Below are 23,169 nucleotides of genomic sequence, written 5' to 3' on the forward strand. Positions count from 1 at the left end.
CGGCGACATTGTGAGAGGAGGCGCATGAAGGCATCGGATGAAGCCGAGTTCACCGAGTTCGCCGCCGCCATGATCCGGCGGCTGCGGCGTACGGCGTACCTGATGTGCGGCGACTGGCACCGCGCCGAGGACGCCGCGCAGGACGCGTTGGTCAAGGTCTACCGCCGCTGGAACCGGATCGACCGCACGCATGGCCTCAACAGCTACGCCCACCAGTGCTTGGTCACGTCGGTCTTCGACCAGTCCCGCAAGCCGTGGCGGCGCGAGCGACTCGTCGACGCCGACGATCGTGCCGGCGTACTCGCGGACCCCGCCGGCTCGATCGACGACCGGATGTTCGTCGTCGAGGCCCTGGCCGCGCTGCCGCCGAGCCAACGCGCGTGCGTCGTACTGCGCCACTACGGCGATCTCAGCCTCGAACAGACCGCCGCCGTCCTGGGGATCGGCGTCGGCGGCGTGAAGAGCCAGACCTCCCGAGCCCTCACCCGCCTCCGCGAACTTCTCGACCAGACCGAAAGGAGCGCCCCGTGAACAACGACATCGAACACCTGCTGGCGACGGCCGCCGACGACACCGACCGGCCGCTGAACACCGACGTCGACCACCTGCTGATCCGGGCCCGGCGCTCGGTCCGCCGGACCCGCATCGCGACCGCCTCCACCGCGGTCCTCACCACGGCGGCCATCATCGGCGGCATCGCCACCTGGTCAGCGACCCGCGACGAGAGCGCCGGCCCGGCAGGCAGGCCGACGGGCCAGACCATCACGATCGACGTCAAGACCGGCCGCATCGTCGACAACGAGACCGGCAAGACGGTCGTACCGGCGCCGCCGGTGAGTCCGTTGGCCGACGCCGAGGTCCTGCGCCGATGCTCGGAGTACGACTTGGCCTACGCACGGCTGATCGACAGCGAGCACAAGACCGCCGACAAGGCCGGTCCGGTCAACGGACGGTGGAAGGTCGTCGTGAAGAGCGGCGATCAGTCCGTGCTGAACGCCCTGCTCCTGTCACCGGACCAGTCCGTCGTAGCGACGTGCACCATGGACGGTCCGGCCAAGCCGGAGAGCATGGGGCGCACCAGCCCGGCAACTGTCGCGGCGAGGAGTCAGTACCGGAGTCCGCTGTCCGTGCGGGACGGGTTCCGGGTTCCGGCGCCCGGTGTGGCTCGCGTGCTGATCGACATCGAGGGCGAAAGCAACCCGCGTGAGGCCCTGGTCGGATCGGATGGATTCGTCACGCTCGGCCACCCCGGCAAGGACGACAAGCTGATCACGCTGGATCGGATCCGGGGCTACGACGCCGCCGGCAAGAAGGTGTACGACCAGACGCCCAAGCCGTTCACGGCGCCGGCCCGGACCGTCGATCCGGCGGTGACCGTCAAGACCGCGCAAGCGATCACGCCGGTGGTCGTGCTCACCAAGGAGCCCGGGACCGGCAGGCCGCTCATCGCCGCGCCGCCCGTCAGTCCGCTCACCGACGAGCAGGTCACCACCCGGTGCGAAGGCGTCGACGAGATCTACTTCAAGGATCTCGACAAGGGCGGCGTGAACACCGACGACGCGGTGATCAAGGCTGCCGGACCGATCTCGCGGGCGTGGCAGGTGGCGCTCAAGACCGGCACCGGGGACAAGCTGACCGCGGTACTGATCTCGCCGGACAAGCGCGTGTACGCCTGGTGTCACATGCTGACGCCGACGGCCAAGGGCGCCTACGACTACACCCGCGGCGCGGTCCAGGCCGACGGGAGGTTCGCGAAGTCGCCGGACTTCGCGATGGTTCCCGACGGGGTCGCACAGATCGTCGTCGACCTGCCGACCGGCCCGACGCGTGCACTGATCTCGAACGGCTACTTCATCTGGGGCCTGACCGGCGGGAACTCGGGCGTCAAGAGCGTCCAGGTGCATGGGTACGACGCCCAGGGCAAGCAGGTCTACAACCAGCCGATGGACCTGGACGTCGACTTCGACTAGCTGAAGATCTCGCGGTAGACCTTCGCCAGCTTGTCCGGGGCGTGGTGCAGATCCCGCTCGTCGTCGGCGATATCGGCGATCACCAGCTCGGCCCCGAGGGATTCCGCAGTACGGCGGAGTGACTCGGGGTCGGGCACGTGGCCGGCGTCGGCGAGGACGACGTCGATGCGCAGGTCCGGCGCGTGGGCGGCCAGCACCTCGAGGTGGGTCTCGGGTGAGAAGCCGTCGGTCTCGCCCTTCTGCTCCCCCAGGTTGAGCGTCAGGAGCCGGCGGGCACTGGTCAGCTCGAGACCGCGGCAGAGCTCGGGGACCAGCAGATTCGGGATGACCGACGTGAACCACGAGCCCGGACCGACGACGACCCAATCGGCCTCCGCGATGGCGACAAGCGCCTCCGGGCACGCGGGCGGGTCGGCCGGGTCGAGCGCGACGTCGACCACGTGTCCCTCGGTCGTCGCCACCTCGGCCTGGCCGCGGATCTCGGTGATCGCCTCGGGATGCGCCGGATCGAGCCCGAGCACCCGCGCGGTGATGTCTAGCGGCACGGCGGACATCGGCAGCACGCGCCCTTGTGCACCGAGCAATCGCGCGACCCAGTCGAGTCCGTCGACCGCCTCGCCGAGCAGCTCCCACAACGCGACGATCAGCAGGTTGCCGACCGCGTGGTCGTGCAGCTCACCGTTGCTGCGGAAGCGATGCTGCAGTACGTCGGCCCACGTGCGGCCCCACTCGTCGTCGCGGCACAGCGCGGCCAGGGCCATCCGCAGATCACCCGGCGGCAGTACGCCGAGCTCCTGGCGCAGCCGCCCGGACGAGCCGCCGTTGTCGGCGACCGTGACGACCGCGGTCAGCTGGTCGGTGACGTGCCTAAGTGCGGAGAGAGAGGCGGCCAAGCCGTGTCCCCCGCCGAGCGCTACGACCTTAGTAGCTCTCGTCACTCACGCCCCAGATCCCGGTGTACGACCAAGGTCGGTGACCCCTTCTCGCGCAGCCTGCGGGCGATCTCCTCGGCCATCGCGACGCTGCGGTGCTTTCCCCCGGTGCAGCCGATCGCGACGGTGACGAAGCGCTTGCCCTCGTTCAGATAGCCGCTCCGCAAGGTGTCCAGCACGTCCACGTAGTTCTGCAGGAACTGCTGGGCCAGCGGATGGCCGAGCACGAAGTCTGACACAGGCTTGTCCTGCCCGGTCATCGGGCGCAGGTCCGGCTGCCAGTACGGGTTCGGGATGAAGCGCATGTCCGCGACCACGTCGGCGTCGACCGGGATGCCGTACTTGAACCCGAACGACACCACGGTCGCGCGCAGCTCGGCGTTCTCCTCGTCGCCGAACGCGTTCACGATCTTCGCGGCGAGCTGATGGATGTTCAGGCTCGAGGTGTCGATGACCAGATCCGCGCCGGCCCGGATGTCGCCGAGCAGCTCGCGCTCGCGCTGGATGCCGTCGAGCAACCGGCCCTCGCCCTGCAGCGGATGCGGCCGGCGGACACTCTCCTGCCGGCGCACGATCACATCGTCGGAGGCCTCCAGGAACAGCGTCAGCGGGCGATAGCCCTTCAGCCGCAGATCGTGGATGGCCGAGCTCAGCTCCTCGAAGAACAGGCCGGTCCGGACGTCGACCACGACCGCGAGCCGCGGCGCCGCGCCGGTGCCGATCACCTGCTCGACGAGCGTGGTGAGGAACATCGGCGGCAGGTTGTCCACGACGAACCAGCCGAGGTCTTCCAGTACGTCGGCGACGGAGCTTCGTCCCGCGCCGGACATGCCGGACACGATGATGAGGTTGCCGCCCGTGTCGTCCATCAGTTCTCAGTTCTCCCTGGGTCCCCGTCGGCCAAATCCGTTGACGACAGTCCGGCCGGCGCCGGGACGTCGTCGCCCAGTATCTCGCCCGTGGCCGTGTTGACCGACGGTGCCCGGCCGGTTTCCGCCTTCGTTGCGGCAGCGTTAACCGCCAGTACGACGGACTCGGCCAGCCGGGGCCCGAATCCGGGCAGGCCGGCGACCTCGTCGATCGTCGCCCCGCGCAACTTCTTCAGCGACCCGAAGTGCCGCAGCAAGGTCTTCCGCCGCACCTCCCCCAGCCCCGGAACCTCGTCGAGGGTGCTCTCGACCATCGACTTCGACCGGCGGCTGCGGTGGTGCGTGATCGCGAACCGGTGCGCCTCGTCCCGCAGTCGCTGCAGGAGGTACAGGCCTTCCGACGTACGGGAGAAGATGACCGGATCCTCCTCGTCGGGGAGCCAGACCTCCTCCAGCCGCTTGGCGAGACCGCAGACCGGAATGTCACCGAGCCCGAGCTCGTCCATCGCCTGGCGGGCCGCGGCGACCTGCGGCGGACCGCCGTCGACCACGACCAGGCTCGGCGCGTAGGAGAACTTCTTCGCCCGGCCCGTCTCCGGGTCGATCAGCGCGGCCGACGGGTCGTCGTCCTGGCTCATCGCGGCCCGGTCGTCGAGCAGCCGCTTGAACCTGCGGGTGAGGACCTCGGCGATCGAGGCGACGTCGTTCTGGCCGTCGACGCCCTTGATCACGAACCGCCGGTACTCGCTCTTGCGGGGCAGGCCGTCCTCGAAGACGACCATCGAGGCGACCACCTCGGTGCCTTGCAGGTTCGAGACGTCGTAGCACTCCAGCCGCAGCGGCGCCTCGGGCAGGTCGAGACCCGCCTGGATCTCCTCGAGCGCCTGGTTGCGAGTGGTCAGATCGCTGGCCCGCTTGGTCTTGTGCATGGTCAGCGTCTGCAGCGCGTTCCGCTCGACGGTCTCCATCAGCGCCTTCTTGTCGCCGCGCTGCGGGACCCGGATCGACACCCGCGCGCCGCGGATCCCCTCCAGCCACTCGGTCAGCGCTTCGGCGTCCTCCGGCATCGTCGGGACGAGGATCTCGCGCGGGATCGCGTCGACCGAGTCATCGGCGTACATCTGCTGGATGAAGCGCGAGACGAGATCGCCGGTCGTCGCCGTGCCGTCAGCCTTGTCGGCGATCCAGCCGCGCTCACCGCGAATCCGGCCGCCGCGAACGTAGAAGATCTGCACGGCGACCTCGAGCGGGTCCTCGCTCAACGCGATGACGTCGGTGTCGGTGCCGTCGCCGAGGACCACAGCGTTCTTGGCCAAAGCCTTCTCCAGCGCGGCCAGGTCGTCGCGGATCTTCGCGGCCCGCTCGTACTCCAGCTCGGCCGCCGCGGCCTTCATCTCCTTCTCCAGCCGGCGCACGTACGTCGCGGTCTGACCGGACAGGAACGCGGCGAAGTCGTCGACGATCTGGCGGTGCTCCTCCTGCGTCACCTGCCCGGTGCAGGGCGCGGCGCATTTGCCGATGTACCCGAGCAGGCAGGGCCGGCCGATCTGGCGGTGCCGGTTGAAGACTCCCTTGCTGCACGAGCGCATCGGAAAGACCCGGAGCAGCAGGTCGACGGTCTCGCGGATCGCCCAGGCGTGGCTGTACGGACCGAAGTACTTCACGCCCTTCTTCTTCTGGCCGCGGCCGACCATCACCCGCGGATAGTCCTCGTTGAGGGTGATGGCGAGCCACGGGTACGACTTGTCGTCGCGATACTTCACGTTGAAGCGCGGGTCGTACTCCTTGATCCAGGAGTACTCCAGCTGCAGCGACTCGACCTCGCTGGCGACCACGGTCCACTCGACCTTCGAGGCCGTCGTCACCATCGCCTGCGTCCGCGGGTGCAGGTTCACCAAATCCTGGAAGTACGACGACAACCGGGCCCGCAGGTTCTTCGCCTTGCCGACGTAGATGACCCGCCCGGCGGAGTCGCTGAAACGGTAGACGCCGGGTGAGTCGGGGATCGAACCCGGAGCGGGACGGTACGAGGACGGATCAGCCACCCAACCACCCTAGTTCGGGTCGCCGACAAATCCGGAATTCCGGCAAAGTCTCTACTGCTATTTCAATGACAGACTTGAAGGCATGACGATCGACGAACTGGATCGGATGATCCGCGCCTACGACGGTGTCCGGGTGCTCGAGGCCCAGGACGACCTCTTCTACCTCTACGACCCGGCCGCCGACCTCCCGCCGGAGCGACAGCAGCCGTTCGCCACCATTGTCACCGGCGACCACTACGAGAAGGTGTCCCGGCTCGACGAGCCGGACGCTTGGCGGCTGAACGTCGGGCTCACCAAGGCGACGTACACCTCACTCTTCGGACCGGTGCCGACCGAGCGGGACGCGGACTGGGTGCTCGACTCGGGGCATGCCTACACGGCCCGGAACACGCTCATGCCGCACCCGTTCTACGCCTCGCAGTACTGGGTGGCGATCGTGAACCCGGTCGAGCTCGAGCCGCTGACCTCGCTGCTCGACGAGGCGTACGAGTTCGCGGCCCGCAAGTACGCCAACCATCAGTCCCGCCAAACGCAGTGAACCTTGCAGTCGTGTTGCGGCTTGCCCCATAAGCCCGGTTTGACCCCCGGTTGGGATGAGCGACGTCTCTAGCGTGTGACCCAGGGTAGATGTGCAGGACCTTTGCGTGAGGCAACAAGGCCTTGCGCTGACTCGAGGGAGTTCCGCCCATGTCCCCATCCCTGAGCAGGCCGCGCGCACTACTCGGTGCGGTCGCGGCTTCAGCGCTCGCGGTCACCGGCATCGTCGCGACGGCGGCCGGCAGCAACGCATCCCAGCAGGCGCCCGTGACGATCCGCGGCGCAGGCAGTTCGAACGCGATCCCCGGCAGCTACATCGTCGTACTGAACGGCCAGCGGTCGCAGGCGCAGACCCGGGTCACCACCCAGAGCCTGTCGGCGAGCTACGACGTCAAGGTCAAGGACCAGTACGACGCCTCGATCAAAGGCTTCTCCGCGAGTATGAGTGAGGACCAGGCGAAGAAGCTCGCCGGTGACTCGCGGGTCGCGTTCGTGCAGCAGAACCAGAAGATCACCGTCAGCCAGGACGACCCGCCGTGGGGCCTGGACCGGGCCGACCAGCGCGACCTGCCGCTGGACAAGAAGTACGAGGCCTCGACCACCGCCGACAACGTGAACGTCTACGTGATCGACACCGGCATCTACGCCAAGCACAAGGACTTCGGCGACCGCGCGTCGGTCGGCACCGACACCGTCGGCGACGGCCAGAACGGTGTCGACTGCATGGGCCACGGCAGCCACGTGGCCGGCACCATCGCGGGGACGACGTACGGCCTGGCCAAGGGCGCGAAGGTGATCGCGGTCCGGGTTCTCGACTGCAAGGGATCCGGCTCCACCGAGTCCGTGGTGGCCGGGATCGACTGGGTGACCAAGAACGCGAAGAAGCCGGCAGTGGCGAACATGAGCCTGGGCGGCGGCGCGGACGACGCTCTGGACGCGGCGGTCAAGGCCTCGGTCGGGGCCGGTATCACCTATGCCGTTGCTGCTGGCAACGACAGCGCGGACGCGTGCCTGAGCTCGCCCGCCCGGGAGCCCTCGGCGATCACCGTCGGCGCGACCGACGACGAGGACCAGCGGGCGTCGTTCTCGAACTTCGGCAAATGCGTCGACCTGTTCGCGCCGGGTGTCGACATCACCTCGGTCGGCATCACCGACCCGGACGCGACCGCGAAGATGAGCGGTACGTCGATGGCGACGCCGCATGTCGCCGGCGGGATCGCGCTCTACCTGGCCGACCACCCGGACGCCACCCCGGCCGACGTCGCGACGGCGCTGGTCGGAAACTCGACGCCGGACAAGGTCGGCGACCCGGGCGACGCCTCACCGAACAAGCTGCTGTACGTCGGAAAGGCCGACCCGGCCCGGTCCTGACCCAACGCAAAGGGCCCGGCCGGTCGGCCGGGCCCTTTCGCACGTCAGGCGGACTGAACGATATTGCTGCCCTGGACGGCGACGTTCACCGCGGGCAGCGGCGACTGAGCCGGCCCGCTGGCCACGCTGCCGTCGGTGATCTTGAAGTGGCTGTTGTGGAACGGGCAGACGATCTGTCCGTCCTCGACCGAGCCGACGATGTTGCCCTGGTGCGTGCAGACCGCCGAGAAGCCCTTGTACTGACCCGCGGTCGGCTGGGTCACGACGACCTTGGCCTCGGTGAACACCTTCCCGCCGCCCACCGGTACGTCGGACACCGGGCCGAGGACCGTCCCGCCGCTGGCCGGAGCGCTCGACGACGGTGCACTCGACGATGCGCTCGCGCTGGGAGTGCTCGCGGTGGGCGCGGAGCTGGAGCCGGTGGCCGACGGGGTCGAGGCGCCGCCGCCGGACGCATCATCGCTGCTGCCGCAGGCGGCGAGGATCGGGGCGCTGGCACCCACCAGCGCGGCCACGGCCGCGCAGCGGAGCACCGTCCTCCGGTCGCGCATACCGTCCGCGCCTGCGCTGGGCGCGGCCTCGGTCTGCTGCGGGGTGGCTGGTGCCATCGTGTCATCGCTCATGAATTTGGACCTCCAGGAGCCTGCTGGTCGAAGTAGTTGAACGCTATATACCGGGTCAAACGACCGGATGACCCGAACGGTTCAACGAGCCCAGGATTGAACCGCAGTTTGAAGGTTTGCTGTGAATCGGCTGCGAATCTGATGGACGCGACCACCCGCCGGGGCACACGTCGACCGGGTGCCTGACAGACTTTGGGCGTGGGGAAGGCCAAGGGATGACAGGAACGACGAACGACTCGACCGTGCTGCGGGCGATCGCGGACCTCGCGCCGATGTGGATGCCGGGCTGCGTCGTCGACACCGCCGAGCGGACGGTCGAGGTCGGCTGGGGCCGCGGCGCCCTGCAGATGTCCGCGGTCGTCGGGCTGGGCGAGATCATCGATCGGTGCAATCAGGTCCCGCAGCAGCGCTGGGCCGAGCAGATCGAGGCGTGGCTCCGCGCCGTCGTCGCCGAGGGTGAGCTCGCCACCGAGGAGCACCGGTTCGGCGACGTCGCGGAGCGGCAGCGGGCGCTGCTCGTCCAACGTGGGTGGTCGGCCCGGACGGCCGGCCCGGTGGCCGACGCGCTGATCCCGTTCGGGGACCATTTCGAGGTCGTGGTGTTCATCCGCACCGGTACGCAGCTGCGGCGGCTGACCGTCGTACGCCGATCGATGCTCGGGCTCGGCGATCCGGCCGTGCCGTCGCCGGTGCAGCTCACGCTTGAGCAGATCTCCGACCTGCGGCCGGTCGAGCACGACGGGTTCTCGGTGCTCAGCCGGGACGACGATCCGCTCGTATCGATGGCGGTCGTCGATCGGGAGAACCTGCTGCCGCAGGCGTCCCTCGGGCTGGGCGTGCTGCTCGGCGTACCGCGGTTGAGCACGGTCGCGTTCTGCGCCGCGGATGCCGGGCAGGAGGCCGCGGACGAGCTGGCGAGGTTCGTTGCGGACACCTATCGCGACGCACCTGACCAGTGCAGTCCGGACGTGTTCTGGCTGCAGGGCGACCGGATGGTCCAGGTGCCGGTCACGTTGGCCGAGCCGCCGACAGTCATGCTGCCGGCGGCACTACTGCCGTCGCCGCGCCGTACCTGGGTCCGGCACCTCGTCCAGCAGCTGTTCCGCCGCTGACGAGGTCCTGGTCGAGGTGCTGGCGCTGGTCAGCCGGCGACGCGCTTCCGGGTCGCCGTCTTCTTGGCCGGCGCGGCCTTCTTCACTGCCTTCTTGGCCACGGCCTTCTTCGCAACCGTTTTCTTCGCCACGGCCTTCTTCGCAACGGCCTTCTGCACCGGCGCTGCCTCGATGGCCTGCTTCCTCGCGCTCGGCTTCGCCGCCCGTCCCTTGAGGATCTCCGCCAGGAACTGCCCGGTGTACGACGCCGGGTTGGCCGCGACCTCCTCCGGCGTACCTTCCGCGACCAGCGTGCCGCCGCGGCGACCGCCGTCCGGACCGAGGTCGATCAGCCAGTCGGCGGTCTTGATGACGTCGAGGTTGTGCTCGATGACCAGCACCGAGTTGCCCTTGTCCACGAGGCCGCTCAGCACGTCGAGCAGCTTGCGGATGTCCTCGAAGTGCAGACCGGTCGTCGGCTCGTCGAGCACGTACACCGTCCGGCCGGTCGAACGCCGCTGCAGCTCCGACGCCAGCTTCACCCGCTGCGCCTCACCACCGGACAGCGTCGGCGCCGGCTGGCCGAGCCGCACATACCCGAGGCCGACCTCAACGAGGGTCTTCAGGTGCCGTGAGATCGCCGGGATCGCCGCGAAGAACTCCGACGCCTCCTCGATCGGCATGTCCAGCACGTCCGCGACCGTCTTGGACTTGTAGTGCACCTCGAGCGTCTCGCGGTTGTACCGCGCGCCGTGGCACACCTCGCACGGGACATACACGTCCGGGAGGAAGTTCATCTCGATCTTCAGCGTGCCGTCACCCGAGCAGGCCTCACACCGCCCGCCCTTGACGTTGAACGAGAAGCGACCCTGCTGGTACCCGCGGACCTTCGCCTCGGGTGTGTCCGCGAACAGCTTGCGGACGTGATCCCAGACACCGGTGTACGTCGCCGGGTTCGACCGCGGGGTCCGGCCGATCGGCGACTGGTCGACGTGGATGACCTTGTCGACCAGCTCCATCCCGGAGATCTTCGTGTGCCGGCCCGGCACCGCCCGAGCACCGTAGATCTGCCGCGCCAGCGAGGTGTAGAGGATGTCGTTGACCAGCGTCGACTTGCCCGATCCGGACACCCCGGTCACCGCGACGAACACACCGAGCGGGATGGTCACGTCGATGTCCTGGAGGTTGTTCTGCCGGGCGCCGTACACGGTCAGCTCGCGGCCCTCGGTCAGCGGTCGCCGGACCGGCGGGATCGGGATCTCCCGGCGGCCGGAGATGTACTGGCCGGTGATCGAGTCCGGGTGGTTGCGCAGGTCCTCGACCGTGCCGGACACGACGACCTGGCCGCCGTGCTCACCGGCGCCGGGGCCGATGTCGACGACCCAGTCGGCGTGATCGATGGTGTCCTCGTCGTGCTCGACGACGATCAGCGTGTTGCCCAGCTCCTTGAGCCGGACGAGCGTGTCGATCAGCCTCCGGTTGTCCCGCTGGTGCAGACCGATCGACGGCTCGTCGAGCACATACAGCACGCCGACCAGACCCGAACCGATCTGCGTCGCCAGCCGGATCCGCTGCGCCTCACCACCGGACAGCGAACCCGCCGGCCGGCTCAGCGCCAGGTAGTCCAGACCGACGTCGAGCAGGAACCGCAGTCGCTCGCCGATCTCCTTGACCACCCGCTCCGCGATCTGCTTCTCCCGCGGGCTCAGCTCCATCTGCACGAGGAAGTCGTGGACCTCGTCGATCGACATCGCGCTGATCTCCGCGATGTTCTTGCCGCCGAGCGTGACCGCCAGCGAGATCGGCTTCAGTCGCGCGCCGTTGCAGGCCAGGCACGGCACCTCGCGCATGTACTCCTCGAAGCGCTCCCTGCCGGTGTCGCTGGACGCCTCGGTGTGCCGGCGCTCGACATACGGGATCACGCCCTCGAAGCTGGTGTAGTACGACCGCTCGCGGCCGTAGCGGTTCTGGTACGAGACGTGGACCTGCTTGTCGTGGCCGGTGAGCAGCGCCTTCTTCGCCTTCGCCGGCAGCTCGCCGAACGGCGTGCTGGTCTTGAACTTCAGGTCCTTCGCCAGCGCGTCGAGCAGGCGCTCGAAGTACTGCGAGACGTTCTGCCCGGACCACGGCTGGATCGCGCCCTCGTCGAGCGACTTCGACGGGTCCGGAACCAGCAGCTCCGGGTCGACCTCCATCCGGGTGCCGAGCCCGGTGCAGACGGGGCAGGCGCCGTACGGCGAGTTGAACGAGAACGACCGTGGCTCGAGCTCGTCGATAGCCAGCGGGTGATCGTTCGGACAGGCGAGCTTCTCGGAGAAGCGACGCTCGCGGTGCGGGTCGTTGTCCGGGAGGTCGACGAAGTCGAGCACGACCAGACCGCTGGCCAGCCCGAGCGCGGTCTCCACCGAGTCGGTGAGTCGCTGCTTGGCCGAACCCTTCACCGCGAGCCGGTCGACGATCACGTCGATGCTGTGCTTCTTCTGCTTGTCGAGCTTCGGCGGATCGGTGAGCTGGATCGTCTCACCGTCCACGCGCGCCCGGGAGAACCCTTGACCGGTCAGCTGCCGGAACAGGTCGACGTACTCCCCCTTGCGGCCGCGGACGACCGGGGCGAGCACCTGGAACCGGGTGCCCTCGTCGAGCTCGAGCACCCGGTCGACGATCTGCTGCGGCGTCTGCCGGGCGATCGGCTCGCCGCACTCCGGGCAGTGCGGCCGCCCGGCCCGGGCGAACAGCAGCCGCAGGTAGTCGTAGACCTCGGTGATCGTGCCGACGGTCGACCGCGGGTTGCGCGAGGTGGACTTCTGGTCGATCGAGACGGCCGGCGACAGCCCCTCGATGAAGTCGACGTCCGGTTTGTCCATCTGCCCGAGGAACTGGCGCGCATACGCCGAGAGGGACTCGACGTAGCGCCGCTGGCCCTCGGCGAAGATCGTGTCGAAGGCCAGGCTGGACTTGCCGGACCCGGACAGCCCGGTGAAGACGATCATGGCGTCCCGGGGCAGGTCGACCGAGACGTCCTTCAGGTTGTGCTCACGCGCTCCGCGCACGATCAGACGGTCAGACACAAGCTCACTCTCAGCCGTTCTCGAGGGTATCCGGGGCATGCCCAGTCATGCTAACGAGGCCCACCGACAAAAACTTCCGCCGCCGGATCCAGCGCACTGTCCGCGGGGCGCTTCGAAAGTATATTCGATCGCCGAGGGTGGTCTGCACAGCCCGCGCCAAGAGTGCAAGGATCGGCTCTATCACCGACATCCAGGGAGAAGTCGCATGCCGGAGTACCACGGGAACGTCAAGGTCGGCGGCCCGGCCGAGACCCACGAGCTGGCCAAGTTGATGATCACCAAGGTCGCCGTCGGGCCGATGAACAACAACGCCTACCTGCTGCGTTGCCGCCAGACCGACGAGCAGGTCCTGATCGACGCCGCGAACGACGCCGACACGCTGCTGCAGCTGATCGGCGACGGCGGCCTCGCCCGCGTCATCACCACGCACCGCCACCAGGATCACTGGGAGGCGCTGGCGGAGGTAGTCGCCCGGACGGGTGCCACCACCGTCGCCGGGCGGTACGACGCCGAAGGCATCCCGGTCCCGACCGACCAGCTCGTCGACGACGGCGACCACATCGCCGTCGGCCAGTGCAGTCTCCGCGTGATCCACCTCGTCGGCCACACCCCCGGCTCGATCGCCCTGGTGTACGACGACCCGGACGGCGCACCGCACCTGTTCACCGGCGACTCGCTGTTCCCGGGAGGCGTCGGCAACACCCAGGAAGACGCGGAGCGGTTCACGTCGCTGATCAACGACGTCGAGACCAAGCTGTTCAACGAGCTCCCCGACGAGACATGGGTCTATCCCGGTCACGGCTCCGACACCACCCTCGGCACCGAGCGACCCCACCTCGCCGAGTGGCGTGAGCGCGGCTGGTGAGCGGATTCGCCGAATACGAGCCGGGTGTCGCCCGGCAGACCGCCGACGTACGCGTGCGTCCAGGAGAGCTGCGTGACCTGGACGCGTGTGCCGAGCTGATCGTGTCGCGGACCCACGGGTCCGCGGCCGAGCGGCGCGAGCGGCTGGTCGCCGACCTCGCCAACCCGGACAAGTACATCGCCGTCGCGGTCGTCGGCGACGAGGTCGTCGGGTACGGCGGTGTGATCCGCCACGAGCTCAAACCCGACGACCCTCCGACGACGGCTCCGACGGGGTACTACCTGATCGGCCTGATCGTCTCCCCCGCCTGGCGACGCCACGGCATCGGCGAGCTCCTGACCCGCGACCGGATGCGCTGGACCGCCGAGCGGGCCGACGCCGTCTACTACTTCGCCAACCAGGCGAACGGCGCGATCCTCGACCTCAACAAGAACTTCGGGTTCACCGAGGTCACCCGGGACTTCATCTTCCCGGGCGCCCCGCTCGAACCCGGCACCTGCGTCCTCCTGCGGGCGGCCCTCACCGATCGGTGAGCTCGGCGGGGTACGCGATCACGTCGACCAGGGCGTTGTTGCGGATCGCGGTGATCTCCGTACGGCGGGCGATCGCGTCCTCGAACAGCTGCCGCTGCAGCGACTGAGCATCCCGGAGCGGTACGCCGTCCACCGCCAGCACCAGATCTCCTTGGCGGAGGCCGGCGGCGGCGGCCGGGCTCGCCGGGATCACCTCGACGACCCGGAGCGCCGTCCGCTGGTCGAACCGCTCCGCAAGTGACGGGCGAAGCGGTGCGGGCGTCGTCACGAGGCCGAGGTACGCGCGGCGCACGCGACCGTCGTGCAGTAGCGAGTAGATGATCCGGCGCGTCGTCGGGTTGACCGGGACGGCTAGCCCGAGGCCGATGCCGGCGACCGCGGTGTTGATGCCGATCACGCGGCCGTTGCCGTCGGCCAGCGCTCCCCCGGAGTTGCCCGGGTTGAGCGCGGCGTCGGTCTGGATGACGTCCTCGATGATCCGCTGCGCCGAACCGCTGCGCACCGGCAGCGATCGGCCCAGTGCGCTCACCACGCCGGCGGTCACGCTCCCGGCCAGGCCGAGTGGGTTGCCCACGGCAACTACCAGGTTCCCGACCTTCAGGTGGTCCGCGTCGCCGTACTCCGGCGGGTCGGGGATCTCGCGGTCGGCCCGCAGTACGGCGAGATCGGACAGCCGGTCGACGCCGACGATGCGGGCCTGTGCCGTCGTACCGTCGGCGAACTCGGCGGAAGCCTCGGAGCCGTCGCCGACCACGTGCGCGTTGGTGAGCAGGTGACCATCGCCGGTCAGCACCACGCCGGAGCCGGACGAGTCGCCGCGCCGGCTGTGGATCCGCAGGCTGGCGACCCGCGGGATCAGGTGTTCCGCCACTCCCGAGACCACCCGGGAGTACGCATCGAGGACGTCGTCCCCGGCAATCTCTTCAGCCATCGCCTTGCCTCCTGGATTACAGGATTACACCGCAAGCAAATCGAGGCCAGCGCGTGAACCGGGACACAATCCTGACCGATCGGTTGAAAACTGGCCGATCGGTCAGTCAAGCTGCTGACATGGCAGTCACCACCCCCGCCCGGGAGCGGACCAGGCGCGAGATCGTCCGGCAGGCGATGCACCTGTTCCAGGCCGGCGGCTACAACGCGACGTCACTGCAGGACATCGCGACCGCCGCCGGCTGCTCCAAGGCGACGGTGCTGTACCACTTCAGCGGCAAGCCGGCCGTGCTCGCGGCCGTCCTCGAGCCCGCCGCGGCCGACGTCGCCGAGCTGGTCAAGGCCGCGGCCGAGCTGCCCCGGGCCGACGCGCAGGAGCTCGCGATCCAGCGCTTCATCGATCTCGCGGTCGTGCACCGCGGGGTGGTCGACGTGTTGCAGGACATCCTCCCGGTGATCGAGCAGATGCCCGAGGTCGGGCAGCTCGTCGCCGACGGCATGCGCCTGACCGAGTACATGGCCGGCTCGGACGACCCGCTCGAGCACGATCTGGCGAAGTTCGCGATCAACGGTCTGCTCGGCGAGTGCCGCCACTCCGGCGAGCGCACCGACGACGACCTCCGAAGACTCTGCGACATCGCCCTGCGGAGACTGCTCCGCCGCGCCTGAGCCCTGACCCGCCCTCCGCCTCGCGCGGACGATCTCCTCTGCCCGTACGCCGTACCGACCCGAACGGATGCACTTCCCGATGGCCAATCTGCTGTACCGGCTCGGCCGGTTCTCCTACCAGCGCAGGCGGCTCGTCGCCGCCGTCTGGGCGCTGTTCCTCGTCCTGCTGGGCGTCGGCGCGCTGACGCTGGGCGGCAAGACCGCGAACACGTTCTCGATCCCGGGCACCGAGTCGCAGCGGGCGCTCGATGCACTCAAGCAGGAGCTGCCGGCCGCGAGCGGTGCGTCGTCCACCGTGGTGGTGAAGGCGCCCGACGGCAAGACTCTCGCTGACCCGACCGTGAAGGCCGCTGTCGGCGCGACGGTTACCAAGGTCGCCAAGGTGCCCGAGGTCATCGGTGCGATCGACCCGTTCACCAGCAAGGCGATCAGCCCGGACGGTACGACGGGACTGATCAGCGTCCAGTTCGACAAACCGGCCGATGAGCTGTCACACGAGAGCGTCGACGGGTACGACGGTCTGAGCGGACTGAGCTCGGGTGATCTCAAGGTCGTCCCGGGCGGGCAGATCAAGGCCGGCGTTCCGGAGATCGGTGCGACCGAGGTGATCGGTGTCGCGGTGGCGGCCGTCGTACTGGTCGTGACGTTCGGGTCGCTGGTCGCCGCGGGTATGACGCTGGTGACGGCGCTGCTCGGCGTACTGGCCGGGATGGCCGGTCTGTTCATCGTGACCGCGTTCACCGACGTCTCGTCGACGGCGCCGATCCTGGCGTTGATGCTCGGGCTTGCGGTGGGGATCGACTACTCGTTGTTCATCAGCTCGCGACACCGGTCGCAGCTGGGTGAAGGGATGGATCCGGAGGAGTCCGTGGCGCGGGCAACGGCGACGGCCGGGTCGGCGGTGTTGTTCGCCGGCGCGACCGTAGTGATCGCGCTGGCCGGGTTGTCGGTGGTCGGGGTGCCGTTCCTGACCGCGATGGGTCTCGCCGCTGCGGCGACGGTGCTGACCGCCGTACTGGTCGCTTTGACGCTGCTGCCGGCGTTGCTCGGCTTCGTCGGGAACCGGGTGCTGCCGCGGAAGTTGCGGAAGGCACCGGCCGCGGCTGTGCACAAGGAGGGGTTCGGCTTCCGCTGGGGCCGGTTGGTGACGCGGCTGCGCGTGCCGATCGTTGCTATCGGCATCATCGGGCTCGGGTTCCTGGCGATCCCGGTGAAGGACATGCAGCTCGCGCTGCCGGACGGCGCCTCGGCGGCCGCCGGCACCAACCAGCGGGTCGCGTACGACATGACCGCCGCCGCGTTCGGCCCAGGCGCGAACGGACCGCTGGTAGTCGTTGTGCAGAGCAATGACCCGGCGACCTCCAACGCGGTCGCGCAGCAGGTGCTGGGCAAGGCACAGGGCCTTCCCGACGTCGTCGCGGCGCAGCCTGCCGCCGCAAGTCAGGACGGTACGACGCGGTTGCTGCAGGTGATCCCCAAGAGCGGACCGGCCAGCGAGGAGACCTCGGACCTGGTCAAGAACCTGCGCTCAGCGGTGAAGCCGCTCGCCACCGGTGACGCGAGCATCTCCGTGACCGGAAACACCGCGGTCGGGGTCGACGTATCGAACAAGCTGTCCGATGCGTTGCCGACGTACCTGTTCGTGGTGATCGGGTTGTCGTTCCTGCTGTTGCTGCTGGCGTTCCGGTCGGTGCTGGTGCCGTTGAAGGCGACGCTCGGGTTCGTGCTGACGATCGGGGCGACGTTCGGGATCACGGTCGCGGTGTTCCAGCAGGGCCACCTGGCGAAGCTGGTCGGGATCGACTCCCCCGGTCCGCTGGTGAGCTTCCTGCCGATCATCATGATGGGCATCCTGTTCGGGCTCGCCATGGACTACGAGGTGTTCATCGTGTCCCGAGTCCGGGAGGAGTTCGTCCACGGCCGGCACGCGAACGACGCCACCATCCAGGGCCTCGGCCACGGCGCCCGCGTCGTCACCGCCGCCGCTCTGATCATGGCATCGGTCTTCGCCGGCTTCATCCTGGTCGAGGACCCGATCATCAAGGCGATCGGCTTCGGCCTCACGATCGGCGTACTGATCGACGCCTTCGTGGTCCGGATGACGTTGGTGCCCGCGATCCTCAGCCTGCTCGGCGACCGCGCCTGGTGGTTCCCGAAGTGGCTGGACCGGATCACCCCGAAGGTAGACATCGAGGGCGAGTCGCTGAACGTCCCAGACAAGCCTGAGGAGAAGGAACTCGCAGAGGTCCACTGACGGCGAGAGGGGCACCGACAGTGTCGGTGCCCCTCGTCGTCTGTCGGGCTGACAGGACTTGAACCTGCGACCCCCGGTCCCCCAGACCGGTGCGCTACCAAACTGCGCCACAGCCCGATACTCGCCGTTGAGGTGAGCGGGCTTTACCTTACAGCATTCGATGCCCCGGCCCTGACCAGGGCACCTCAGCGCTTCTTGTTCTTCTGGCGGGCCCGGATCTGGACGTGCACCGGGCTGCCGACGAAGCCGAAGTCCTCGCGCAGGCGGCGCTCGATGAAGCGCTGGTACGACGCCTCGATCTGGCCGGAGGTGAAGATCGCGAAGGTCGGCGGCATGGTCGTGGCCTGCGTGCCGAACAGGATCTTCGGCTGCTTGCCGGAGCGGACCGGGTGCGGGTGCGCGGCAACCAGCCGGCCGAGGAACGCGTTGAGCTGGCCGGTCGGGACACGGGTCTGCCAACCCTCGAGCGCCGCCTCGATCGCGGGCACCAGCTTCTCCATGTGCCAGCCGGTGAGCGCGCTGATGTTCACCCGCGGCGCCCAGCGGAACTGCACCAGGTCGCGGTCGATCTCGCGCTCCAGGTAGTAGCGCCGCTCGTCGTCCATCAGGTCCCACTTGTTGTACGCGATCACGAGCGCCTTGCCGGCTTCCTCGACCGCGTTCATGATCCGCAGGTCCTGCTCGGTGATCGACTGCGAGGCGTCGATGACGACCACGACCACCTCGGCCCGCTCGATCGCGGCGTTGGTCCGCAACGAGGCGTAGTACTCGTGGCCTTGGGAGTTCTTCACCTTGCGCCGGATGCCGGCGGTGTCGATGAACCGCCACTCCTGACCGCCGAGCGTGATCAGCTCGTCCACCGGGTCGACCGTCGTGCCGGCGACGTCGCTGACGACGACCCGGTCCTCCTTGGCGACCTTGTTCAGCAGGGACGACTTGCCGACGTTCGGCTTCCCGACGATCGCGACCCGTCGCGGACCGCCGAGCTCGCCGTCGCGCTCGGCCGGCGCCTCGGGCAGAGCCGCGAGGACGGCGTCGAGCATGTCGCCCGTGCCGCGGCCGTGCATCGCGGAGACGGGGAACGGCTCGCCGATGCCCAGGCTCCACAGGTTCATCGCTTCGGACTCGACGCGCTGGTCGTCGACCTTGTTCGCGGCCAGTACGACGGGCTTGCCCGACTTCCGCAGTACGCGGACGACTGCCTCGTCGGCGTCGGTGATGCCGACGACAGCGTCGACCACGAACAGCACCGCGTCGGCCGCGTTGATCGCGACCTCCGCCTGGGCCGCGACCAGAGCGGCCATGCCGACCGCGTCCGGGTCCCAGCCGCCGGTGTCGACGACCGTGAACTCACGGCCGGCCCAGTTGGCGTCGTACGACACCCGGTCCCGGGTAACGCCCGGCGTGTCCTCCACGACCGCCTCGCGGCGGCCGATGATGCGGTTGACCAGCGTGGACTTGCCCACGTTCGGCCGCCCGACGATCGCGAGCACAGGGAGTGGCCCGGTGTCCTCACGGTCGTGCGTCGGTACTTCGGTGGGCAGGTCAGTCATCAGGGTCCTTCTGGTCTCGCCAGCCCGGAAGAGGGTGGCCGGTTTCTTCGACGGCCGCCTTCACATGGGCGCGCAGCACGTCGCCGATGTGGTCGGCAACCGCCTGTACGTCGGAATGTCTCCTAGGAAAGGGTACGCGGTCGACGGCGAACGGCTCGCCATACACCACGTCGACCCGGCTCCCGGCCGGCGGGAACCCCTCGATGTCGCCCGCCGGCAGCCTGGTCCCCATCATGGCGACCGGCAGGATCGGGGCCCCGGTCACCATGGCCAGGTACGCCACGCCACTGCGGATCCGGCTGAAGTCGCCGGGGCCACGGGTGCCTTCGGGGTAGATATTCAGCACCCGGCCGTCCCGCAGGACCTTGATCGACCTCCGGACCGCGAGCACGTCATACGTCGACCGGTCGACCGGGATCTGGCCGACCCGGCGCAGGAGCACACCCTGCAGGCCGCCGAACACCTCGATCTTGCCGAGTTGATGCAGCATCCGCGGCGCGATCGCCCCGAGCAACGGGCCGTCCAGCAGACTCAGGTGGTTCGGCGCCATCAGCAGCGGACCGGTCAGCGGGAACCGGTCCTCGTGGTGGATGGTCAGCTTGTATTTACGGAAGAAGTACGGCTTGGCCACCTTCCGCATCGGCAGCGCGATGCGGTACGGCAGCGGCGGCAGATCGTCGGTGCGGGGCAGATCCTTGTGCCCGGTGACTTCCGCCGTCATGACTCCTGGCCCTGGGGAACAGCCTCCTTGGCTAGACGGCTGATCACATCGATGACTTCTTCCAGGGTCAGGTAGGTCGAGTCGACGGTGACCGCGCCGTCGGAGGCGACCTGGAACTCCGAAACGGTCGAGTCGTCGGCATCCCGCCGGACGATCTGGTCACGCAACTGCTCCGCGGTCAACGAGCCCACCTGGGCGCCGCGGCGCGCCATCCGGGCCTCCTGGTCGGCGGTGAGCAGCACCTTCAGCTCGGCGTCGGTCGCGACCACGGTGGCGATGTCGCGGCCCTCGACCACGATCCCGCCGCTCGGCTGGGCGTTGTCGATGATCGACCGCTGCCGCCGGATCAGCTCCTTGCGCACGTCCAGGTTGGTGGCGATCTTCGAGACCACCTCGCTGATCCGCGGCTCCCGGATCGCGGCCGTGACATCGGCCCCGTCGGCGATCACGAACTGGTGGCCCGGGTCGGTGCTGATCTCCAGGCGCAGGTCCCGGGCCCGCTGCGCGACCGCGGCGGTGTCGTCCAGATCCAGCCCGTGCTCGACCGCCGACCAGGTCACCGCCCGGTACGTCGCCCCGGTGTCGAGGAACCGCAGTCCGAGCCGGGTGGCCACTCCGCGGGCGGTGCTCGATTTACCGGAGCCGCTCGGGCCGTCCACAGCGATGATCATGCCCCGAAGATTACCTTCGCAGGGGGACAGAATTACCGGTGGACCACCCATCCGCGGTCGGTGAGGACGTCGACCAGCTGGTCTACCGAGGCGGGTTTGACGGAGAGCTCGACCTCACCGACCGGGCGGCCGGGGCTGTGGTCGATGCGCAGGTCCTCGACGTTGGCGCCGGACTCGGCCGCATCGGCGAACAACTTGGCCAGCTGACCGGGGCGGTCCGGGATCGTGACCAGGACCGTGACCAGGTCGATGTGCGGCGTACCGTGCTTGCCCGGAACGCGGACCGCGCCGGAGACGCCCTGGCCGAGGATCGCGGTCAGCTCGTCGCCGGCCTCTTCCTTGCCCAGGGCAACAAGAAGGCGGTCGAGCTCGCCGCGGATCTGCTCCAGCAGGCCGGTCAGCGCACCCGAGTTCGCGGACACGATCTGGGTCCAGAGCGTGGGGTCGCCGGCAGCGATCCGGGTGACGTCGCGAACGCCCTGGCCGGACAGCTCCAGGTGGGAGGACGGCGCGTCGGCCAGCGTCCCGGCAGCCAGTGCGGACATCAGGTGCGGCAGGTGGGACACCCGGGCGACGCCGAGATCGTGGTCCTCGACGGACATCTCGACGGTACGCGCGCCGGCCGCTTCGGCAAGCCGGCGTACCAGGTCGACTGCATCCGGAGAGCTGGTCTCGTGCGGCGTGATTGCCCAGGTGGCCCCGTCGAACAGATCGGCACGTCCGGCGAGCGGACCGTTTCGCTCGGAGCCGGCCATCGGGTGACTGCCGACATACCGGCTGAGGTCGCCGGTCAGCCGGCGGGCGTCGGCGAGCGGCTTGGACTTCACGCTGGCCGCATCCGTCACCACTGCGTCAGTCTGCTGAAGCTGCTCCGCGACAACCGCACCGACATGGTCAGGCGGTACGGCGACGACGACCAGCTGCGGCTCGATCTGGACCATGCGCGAGCCCGCGCCGATCCGCTCGGCCATCAGCGCGTTGTCCGGGTTCCCGTCGACGAGCTCGACGACCACGCCCAGCCGGGCGAGCGCCAGGCCGATCGACGTACCGATCAGGCCGGTGCCGACGATGCGGACCGGACCCCGCAGTTCGCTCACTGGGCGCCGGTCAGGTCCGGACGGAGCGCGACGGCGCCGTGGAGGTAGACGTGCTGGATCTTGTCCCGGGAGCGCGGCGTCTCGGTGTGCACCATCAGCCGGACCACCCGCGGCAGCGCGTGCGGCACCGGGATCTCCTGCATACACATCAGCGGTACGTCGGTCAGCCCGATCTGGCGTCCGGCGACGGCCGGGAACTCCGAACGCAGGTCCGACGTGACGGTGAACAGGATGCTGATCAGATCCTCGTTCTCCAGATCGTTCGCCTCCAGGACCGCCTTCACCAGCTCCGCGGACCGCTCGAGCAGGTGCTCGCGCTCGTCCACGTCCAGCTGGGTGGCACCCCGGATCGCCCGTACCGCCACGTGCTCGCCTCCATGCTTCGTGTGTTCGCCTCCCCCAACCCTAGGCCAGGGTTGTCAAGGAGTGGACAGCCGTCTCGGATCGTGCGCAGGCGTCAGCCGTCCCGGGTCGCCTCCAGCAGCCGGCGAGCCATCGGGAGCAACCCGGCCTCGCGTACGGGTGCGAGCGGATCGGACAGCTGTCGACGGCGCCGGAAGGTTCCCGGCGGGTCGCCGTACGCCTGGGAGAAGCGGCGCGAGAAGTGGTACGGGTTGCTGTAGCCGCAGCCGGACGCGATCTCCCCGATCGTGGCGTTGGTGCGCTGGAGAGCGGTCGCGGCGCGGGCCAGCCGGATCAGATCCAGCGCGTACGCCGGTCCGCACCCGTACTGCTCCCGGAACAGCCGATGCAGGTGGCCCGCTGACAGGTTCGCCGCTGCGGCCAACTGCGAGACCGCGACGATCCGGGGACCGCCCCTGGCCCACACAGTCGCGACATGGTCGACAAGGCGACGGACAGCGTCCGGCATCTCGTCGTGCGACGGGCCGACCGGAGCGCTGACGAAGACCTCGAGCATCGCCGCTACCAGCCGGTCGTTGTGGCCACGGTCCTGCGTCGGCGAGTCCAGCAAGTAGCTGCACAGCTCCTCGAGCACGCCCGGATCGGACATCGACCGCACCCAGGGCCAACTCGCCGGATCGCCGAGCTGGCCGAAGTCCTCGATCTGGAAATGCACGTACGCATGCCGCGACCCGCGATCACAGTCCCAGATATAGGCGTCCCGATTGCCGCGCTTCGCGAGCGCCACCGTTCCGGGCCGCAGTTCGTGCTCGACCGTGGCCCGCAGGACGCCCAGGTCGTCGTACACCTCGGTCCGCCAGAGCGCGGAGCCGTGGAGGATCCAGAGGAGTTCGAAGTTCGGCAGCCAGCGCGGTCCGTACGTCGCTCCGGGAGCGTAGTCCGCGATCTGCACCAGCGAGTTCACGCTGATCACCGGCGGTCGCGATGTCACGAACAGATAGTAAAGC

The 23,169-nt window shown here is 68.9% G+C and carries 21 protein-coding genes and 1 tRNA gene; 9 read left to right on the plus strand and 13 right to left on the minus strand.

All coding sequences use genetic code 11. The annotated features are described in order from the left end of the window. Window positions 1-24 precede the first annotated feature (24 nt). Complete coding sequence (locus EV645_RS35055; RefSeq protein WP_130448358.1) at window positions 25-531, plus strand: SigE family RNA polymerase sigma factor; 507 nt, start codon at window positions 25-27, stop codon at window positions 529-531. Continuing rightward, window positions 528-1,970 carry a hypothetical protein gene (locus EV645_RS35060; protein WP_130448359.1) on the plus strand — a complete coding sequence of 481 codons (1,443 nt, stop codon included), beginning with the start codon at window positions 528-530 and terminating at the stop codon, window positions 1,968-1,970. Before EV645_RS35055 ends, EV645_RS35060 begins: the two co-directional genes overlap by 4 nt. Here EV645_RS35060 and EV645_RS35065 read toward each other — a convergent pair. Genes EV645_RS35065 through uvrC form a run of 3 tightly spaced genes read right to left on the minus strand, consistent with a single transcriptional unit; the run spans window position 1,967 to window position 5,816 of the window. Further along, a complete protein-coding gene (locus EV645_RS35065; protein ID WP_130448360.1) occupies window positions 1,967-2,908 on the minus strand; it encodes a gluconeogenesis factor YvcK family protein in 942 nt (313 codons plus the stop codon). The two genes, EV645_RS35060 and EV645_RS35065, sit on opposite strands and share 4 nt — an antisense overlap. Next, the gene (rapZ, locus tag EV645_RS35070; protein ID WP_130448361.1) at window positions 2,905-3,771 is read right to left on the minus strand and encodes an RNase adapter RapZ; all 867 of its coding nucleotides are present in this window, start codon (window positions 3,769-3,771) and stop codon (window positions 2,905-2,907) included. The genes EV645_RS35065 and rapZ overlap by 4 nt, the downstream gene beginning before the upstream one ends. Then, window positions 3,771-5,816, minus strand: coding sequence for an excinuclease ABC subunit UvrC (uvrC, locus tag EV645_RS35075; RefSeq protein ID WP_130448362.1), 2,046 nt, complete (start codon window positions 5,814-5,816; stop codon window positions 3,771-3,773). Before uvrC ends, rapZ begins: the two co-directional genes overlap by 1 nt. An 82-nt stretch (window positions 5,817-5,898) precedes the next feature. Here uvrC and EV645_RS35080 point away from each other — a divergent pair, with 82 nt between their 5' ends. Continuing rightward, the gene (locus EV645_RS35080; RefSeq protein ID WP_130448363.1) at window positions 5,899-6,354 is read left to right on the plus strand and encodes a DUF6194 family protein; all 456 of its coding nucleotides are present in this window, start codon (window positions 5,899-5,901) and stop codon (window positions 6,352-6,354) included. Window positions 6,355-6,503: 149 nt separating this feature from the next. Then, entirely contained in the window at window positions 6,504-7,724 is a 1,221-nt protein-coding gene (locus EV645_RS35085) for a S8 family peptidase (RefSeq protein ID WP_130448364.1), read from the plus strand. A 44-nt stretch (window positions 7,725-7,768) separates the two neighbouring features. Here EV645_RS35085 and EV645_RS35090 read toward each other — a convergent pair whose 3' ends face one another. Next, window positions 7,769-8,347, minus strand: coding sequence for a Rieske (2Fe-2S) protein (locus EV645_RS35090; protein WP_242000851.1), 579 nt, complete (start codon window positions 8,345-8,347; stop codon window positions 7,769-7,771). A 215-nt stretch (window positions 8,348-8,562) separates the two neighbouring features. Here EV645_RS35090 and EV645_RS35095 point away from each other — a divergent pair, with 215 nt between their 5' ends. After that, entirely contained in the window at window positions 8,563-9,459 is an 897-nt protein-coding gene (locus EV645_RS35095; protein WP_130448365.1) for a hypothetical protein, read from the plus strand. A gap of 29 nt (window positions 9,460-9,488) precedes the next feature. Here the strand turns inward: EV645_RS35095 and uvrA are convergent, their stop codons facing one another. Further along, window positions 9,489-12,545 (minus strand): excinuclease ABC subunit UvrA, encoded by a 3,057-nt coding sequence (uvrA, locus tag EV645_RS35100; RefSeq protein ID WP_198682061.1) that lies wholly within the window; start codon window positions 12,543-12,545, stop codon window positions 9,489-9,491. A gap of 166 nt (window positions 12,546-12,711) precedes the next feature. Here uvrA and EV645_RS35105 point away from each other — a divergent pair, with 166 nt between their 5' ends. Both EV645_RS35105 and EV645_RS35110 read left to right on the plus strand, forming a co-directional pair. Beyond that, window positions 12,712-13,371, plus strand: a complete 660-nt coding sequence (locus EV645_RS35105; protein WP_130448367.1) for an MBL fold metallo-hydrolase — start codon at window positions 12,712-12,714, stop codon at window positions 13,369-13,371. Continuing rightward, a complete protein-coding gene (locus EV645_RS35110) occupies window positions 13,368-13,904 on the plus strand; it encodes a GNAT family N-acetyltransferase (RefSeq protein ID WP_157997232.1) in 537 nt (178 codons plus the stop codon). The genes EV645_RS35105 and EV645_RS35110 overlap by 4 nt, the downstream gene beginning before the upstream one ends. Here EV645_RS35110 and EV645_RS35115 read toward each other — a convergent pair. After that, window positions 13,891-14,835: a S1C family serine protease gene (locus EV645_RS35115; RefSeq protein ID WP_130448369.1), complete on the minus strand. Its 945-nt coding sequence runs from the start codon at window positions 14,833-14,835 to the stop codon at window positions 13,891-13,893. The genes EV645_RS35110 and EV645_RS35115 overlap by 14 nt on opposite strands. Before the next feature lie 119 nt (window positions 14,836-14,954). Between EV645_RS35115 and EV645_RS35120 the strand changes: the two genes are divergently transcribed. Next, a complete protein-coding gene (locus EV645_RS35120) occupies window positions 14,955-15,503 on the plus strand; it encodes a TetR/AcrR family transcriptional regulator (protein ID WP_130448370.1) in 549 nt (182 codons plus the stop codon). Between the two features lie 79 nt (window positions 15,504-15,582). Continuing rightward, complete coding sequence (locus tag EV645_RS35125; RefSeq protein WP_130448371.1) at window positions 15,583-17,757, plus strand: MMPL family transporter; 2,175 nt, start codon at window positions 15,583-15,585, stop codon at window positions 17,755-17,757. Between the two features lie 43 nt (window positions 17,758-17,800). Here the strand turns inward: EV645_RS35125 and EV645_RS35130 are convergent. The 7 genes from EV645_RS35130 to EV645_RS35160 all read right to left on the minus strand — a co-directional run bounded on the left by EV645_RS35130 (window position 17,801) and on the right by EV645_RS35160 (window position 23,153). Next, window positions 17,801-17,874 (minus strand) — tRNA-Pro (locus tag EV645_RS35130). 68 nt (window positions 17,875-17,942) lie between these two features. After that, window positions 17,943-19,310 (minus strand): ribosome biogenesis GTPase Der, encoded by a 1,368-nt coding sequence (gene der / locus EV645_RS35135; RefSeq protein ID WP_130448372.1) that lies wholly within the window; start codon window positions 19,308-19,310, stop codon window positions 17,943-17,945. Then, complete coding sequence (locus EV645_RS35140; protein WP_130448373.1) at window positions 19,303-20,031, minus strand: lysophospholipid acyltransferase family protein; 729 nt, start codon at window positions 20,029-20,031, stop codon at window positions 19,303-19,305. The genes der and EV645_RS35140 overlap by 8 nt, the downstream gene beginning before the upstream one ends. Continuing rightward, window positions 20,028-20,702: a (d)CMP kinase gene (gene cmk / locus EV645_RS35145; protein WP_130448374.1), complete on the minus strand. Its 675-nt coding sequence runs from the start codon at window positions 20,700-20,702 to the stop codon at window positions 20,028-20,030. Before cmk ends, EV645_RS35140 begins: the two co-directional genes overlap by 4 nt. Window positions 20,703-20,734: 32 nt before the next feature. Then, window positions 20,735-21,799 (minus strand): prephenate dehydrogenase, encoded by a 1,065-nt coding sequence (locus EV645_RS35150; RefSeq protein WP_130448375.1) that lies wholly within the window; start codon window positions 21,797-21,799, stop codon window positions 20,735-20,737. Then, window positions 21,796-22,164: a chorismate mutase gene (gene aroH, locus EV645_RS35155; RefSeq protein ID WP_130385491.1), complete on the minus strand. Its 369-nt coding sequence runs from the start codon at window positions 22,162-22,164 to the stop codon at window positions 21,796-21,798. Before aroH ends, EV645_RS35150 begins: the two co-directional genes overlap by 4 nt. A 92-nt stretch (window positions 22,165-22,256) precedes the next feature. Further along, on the minus strand, window positions 22,257-23,153 hold the full coding sequence (locus EV645_RS35160; RefSeq protein WP_130448376.1) for a helix-turn-helix transcriptional regulator: 897 nt from the start codon (window positions 23,151-23,153) through the stop codon (window positions 22,257-22,259). Window positions 23,154-23,169: the final 16 nt, after the last annotated feature.

Origin of the sequence: Kribbella rubisoli (assembly GCF_004217145.1) — a bacterium.
GTDB lineage: Bacteria > Actinomycetota > Actinomycetes > Propionibacteriales > Kribbellaceae > Kribbella > Kribbella rubisoli.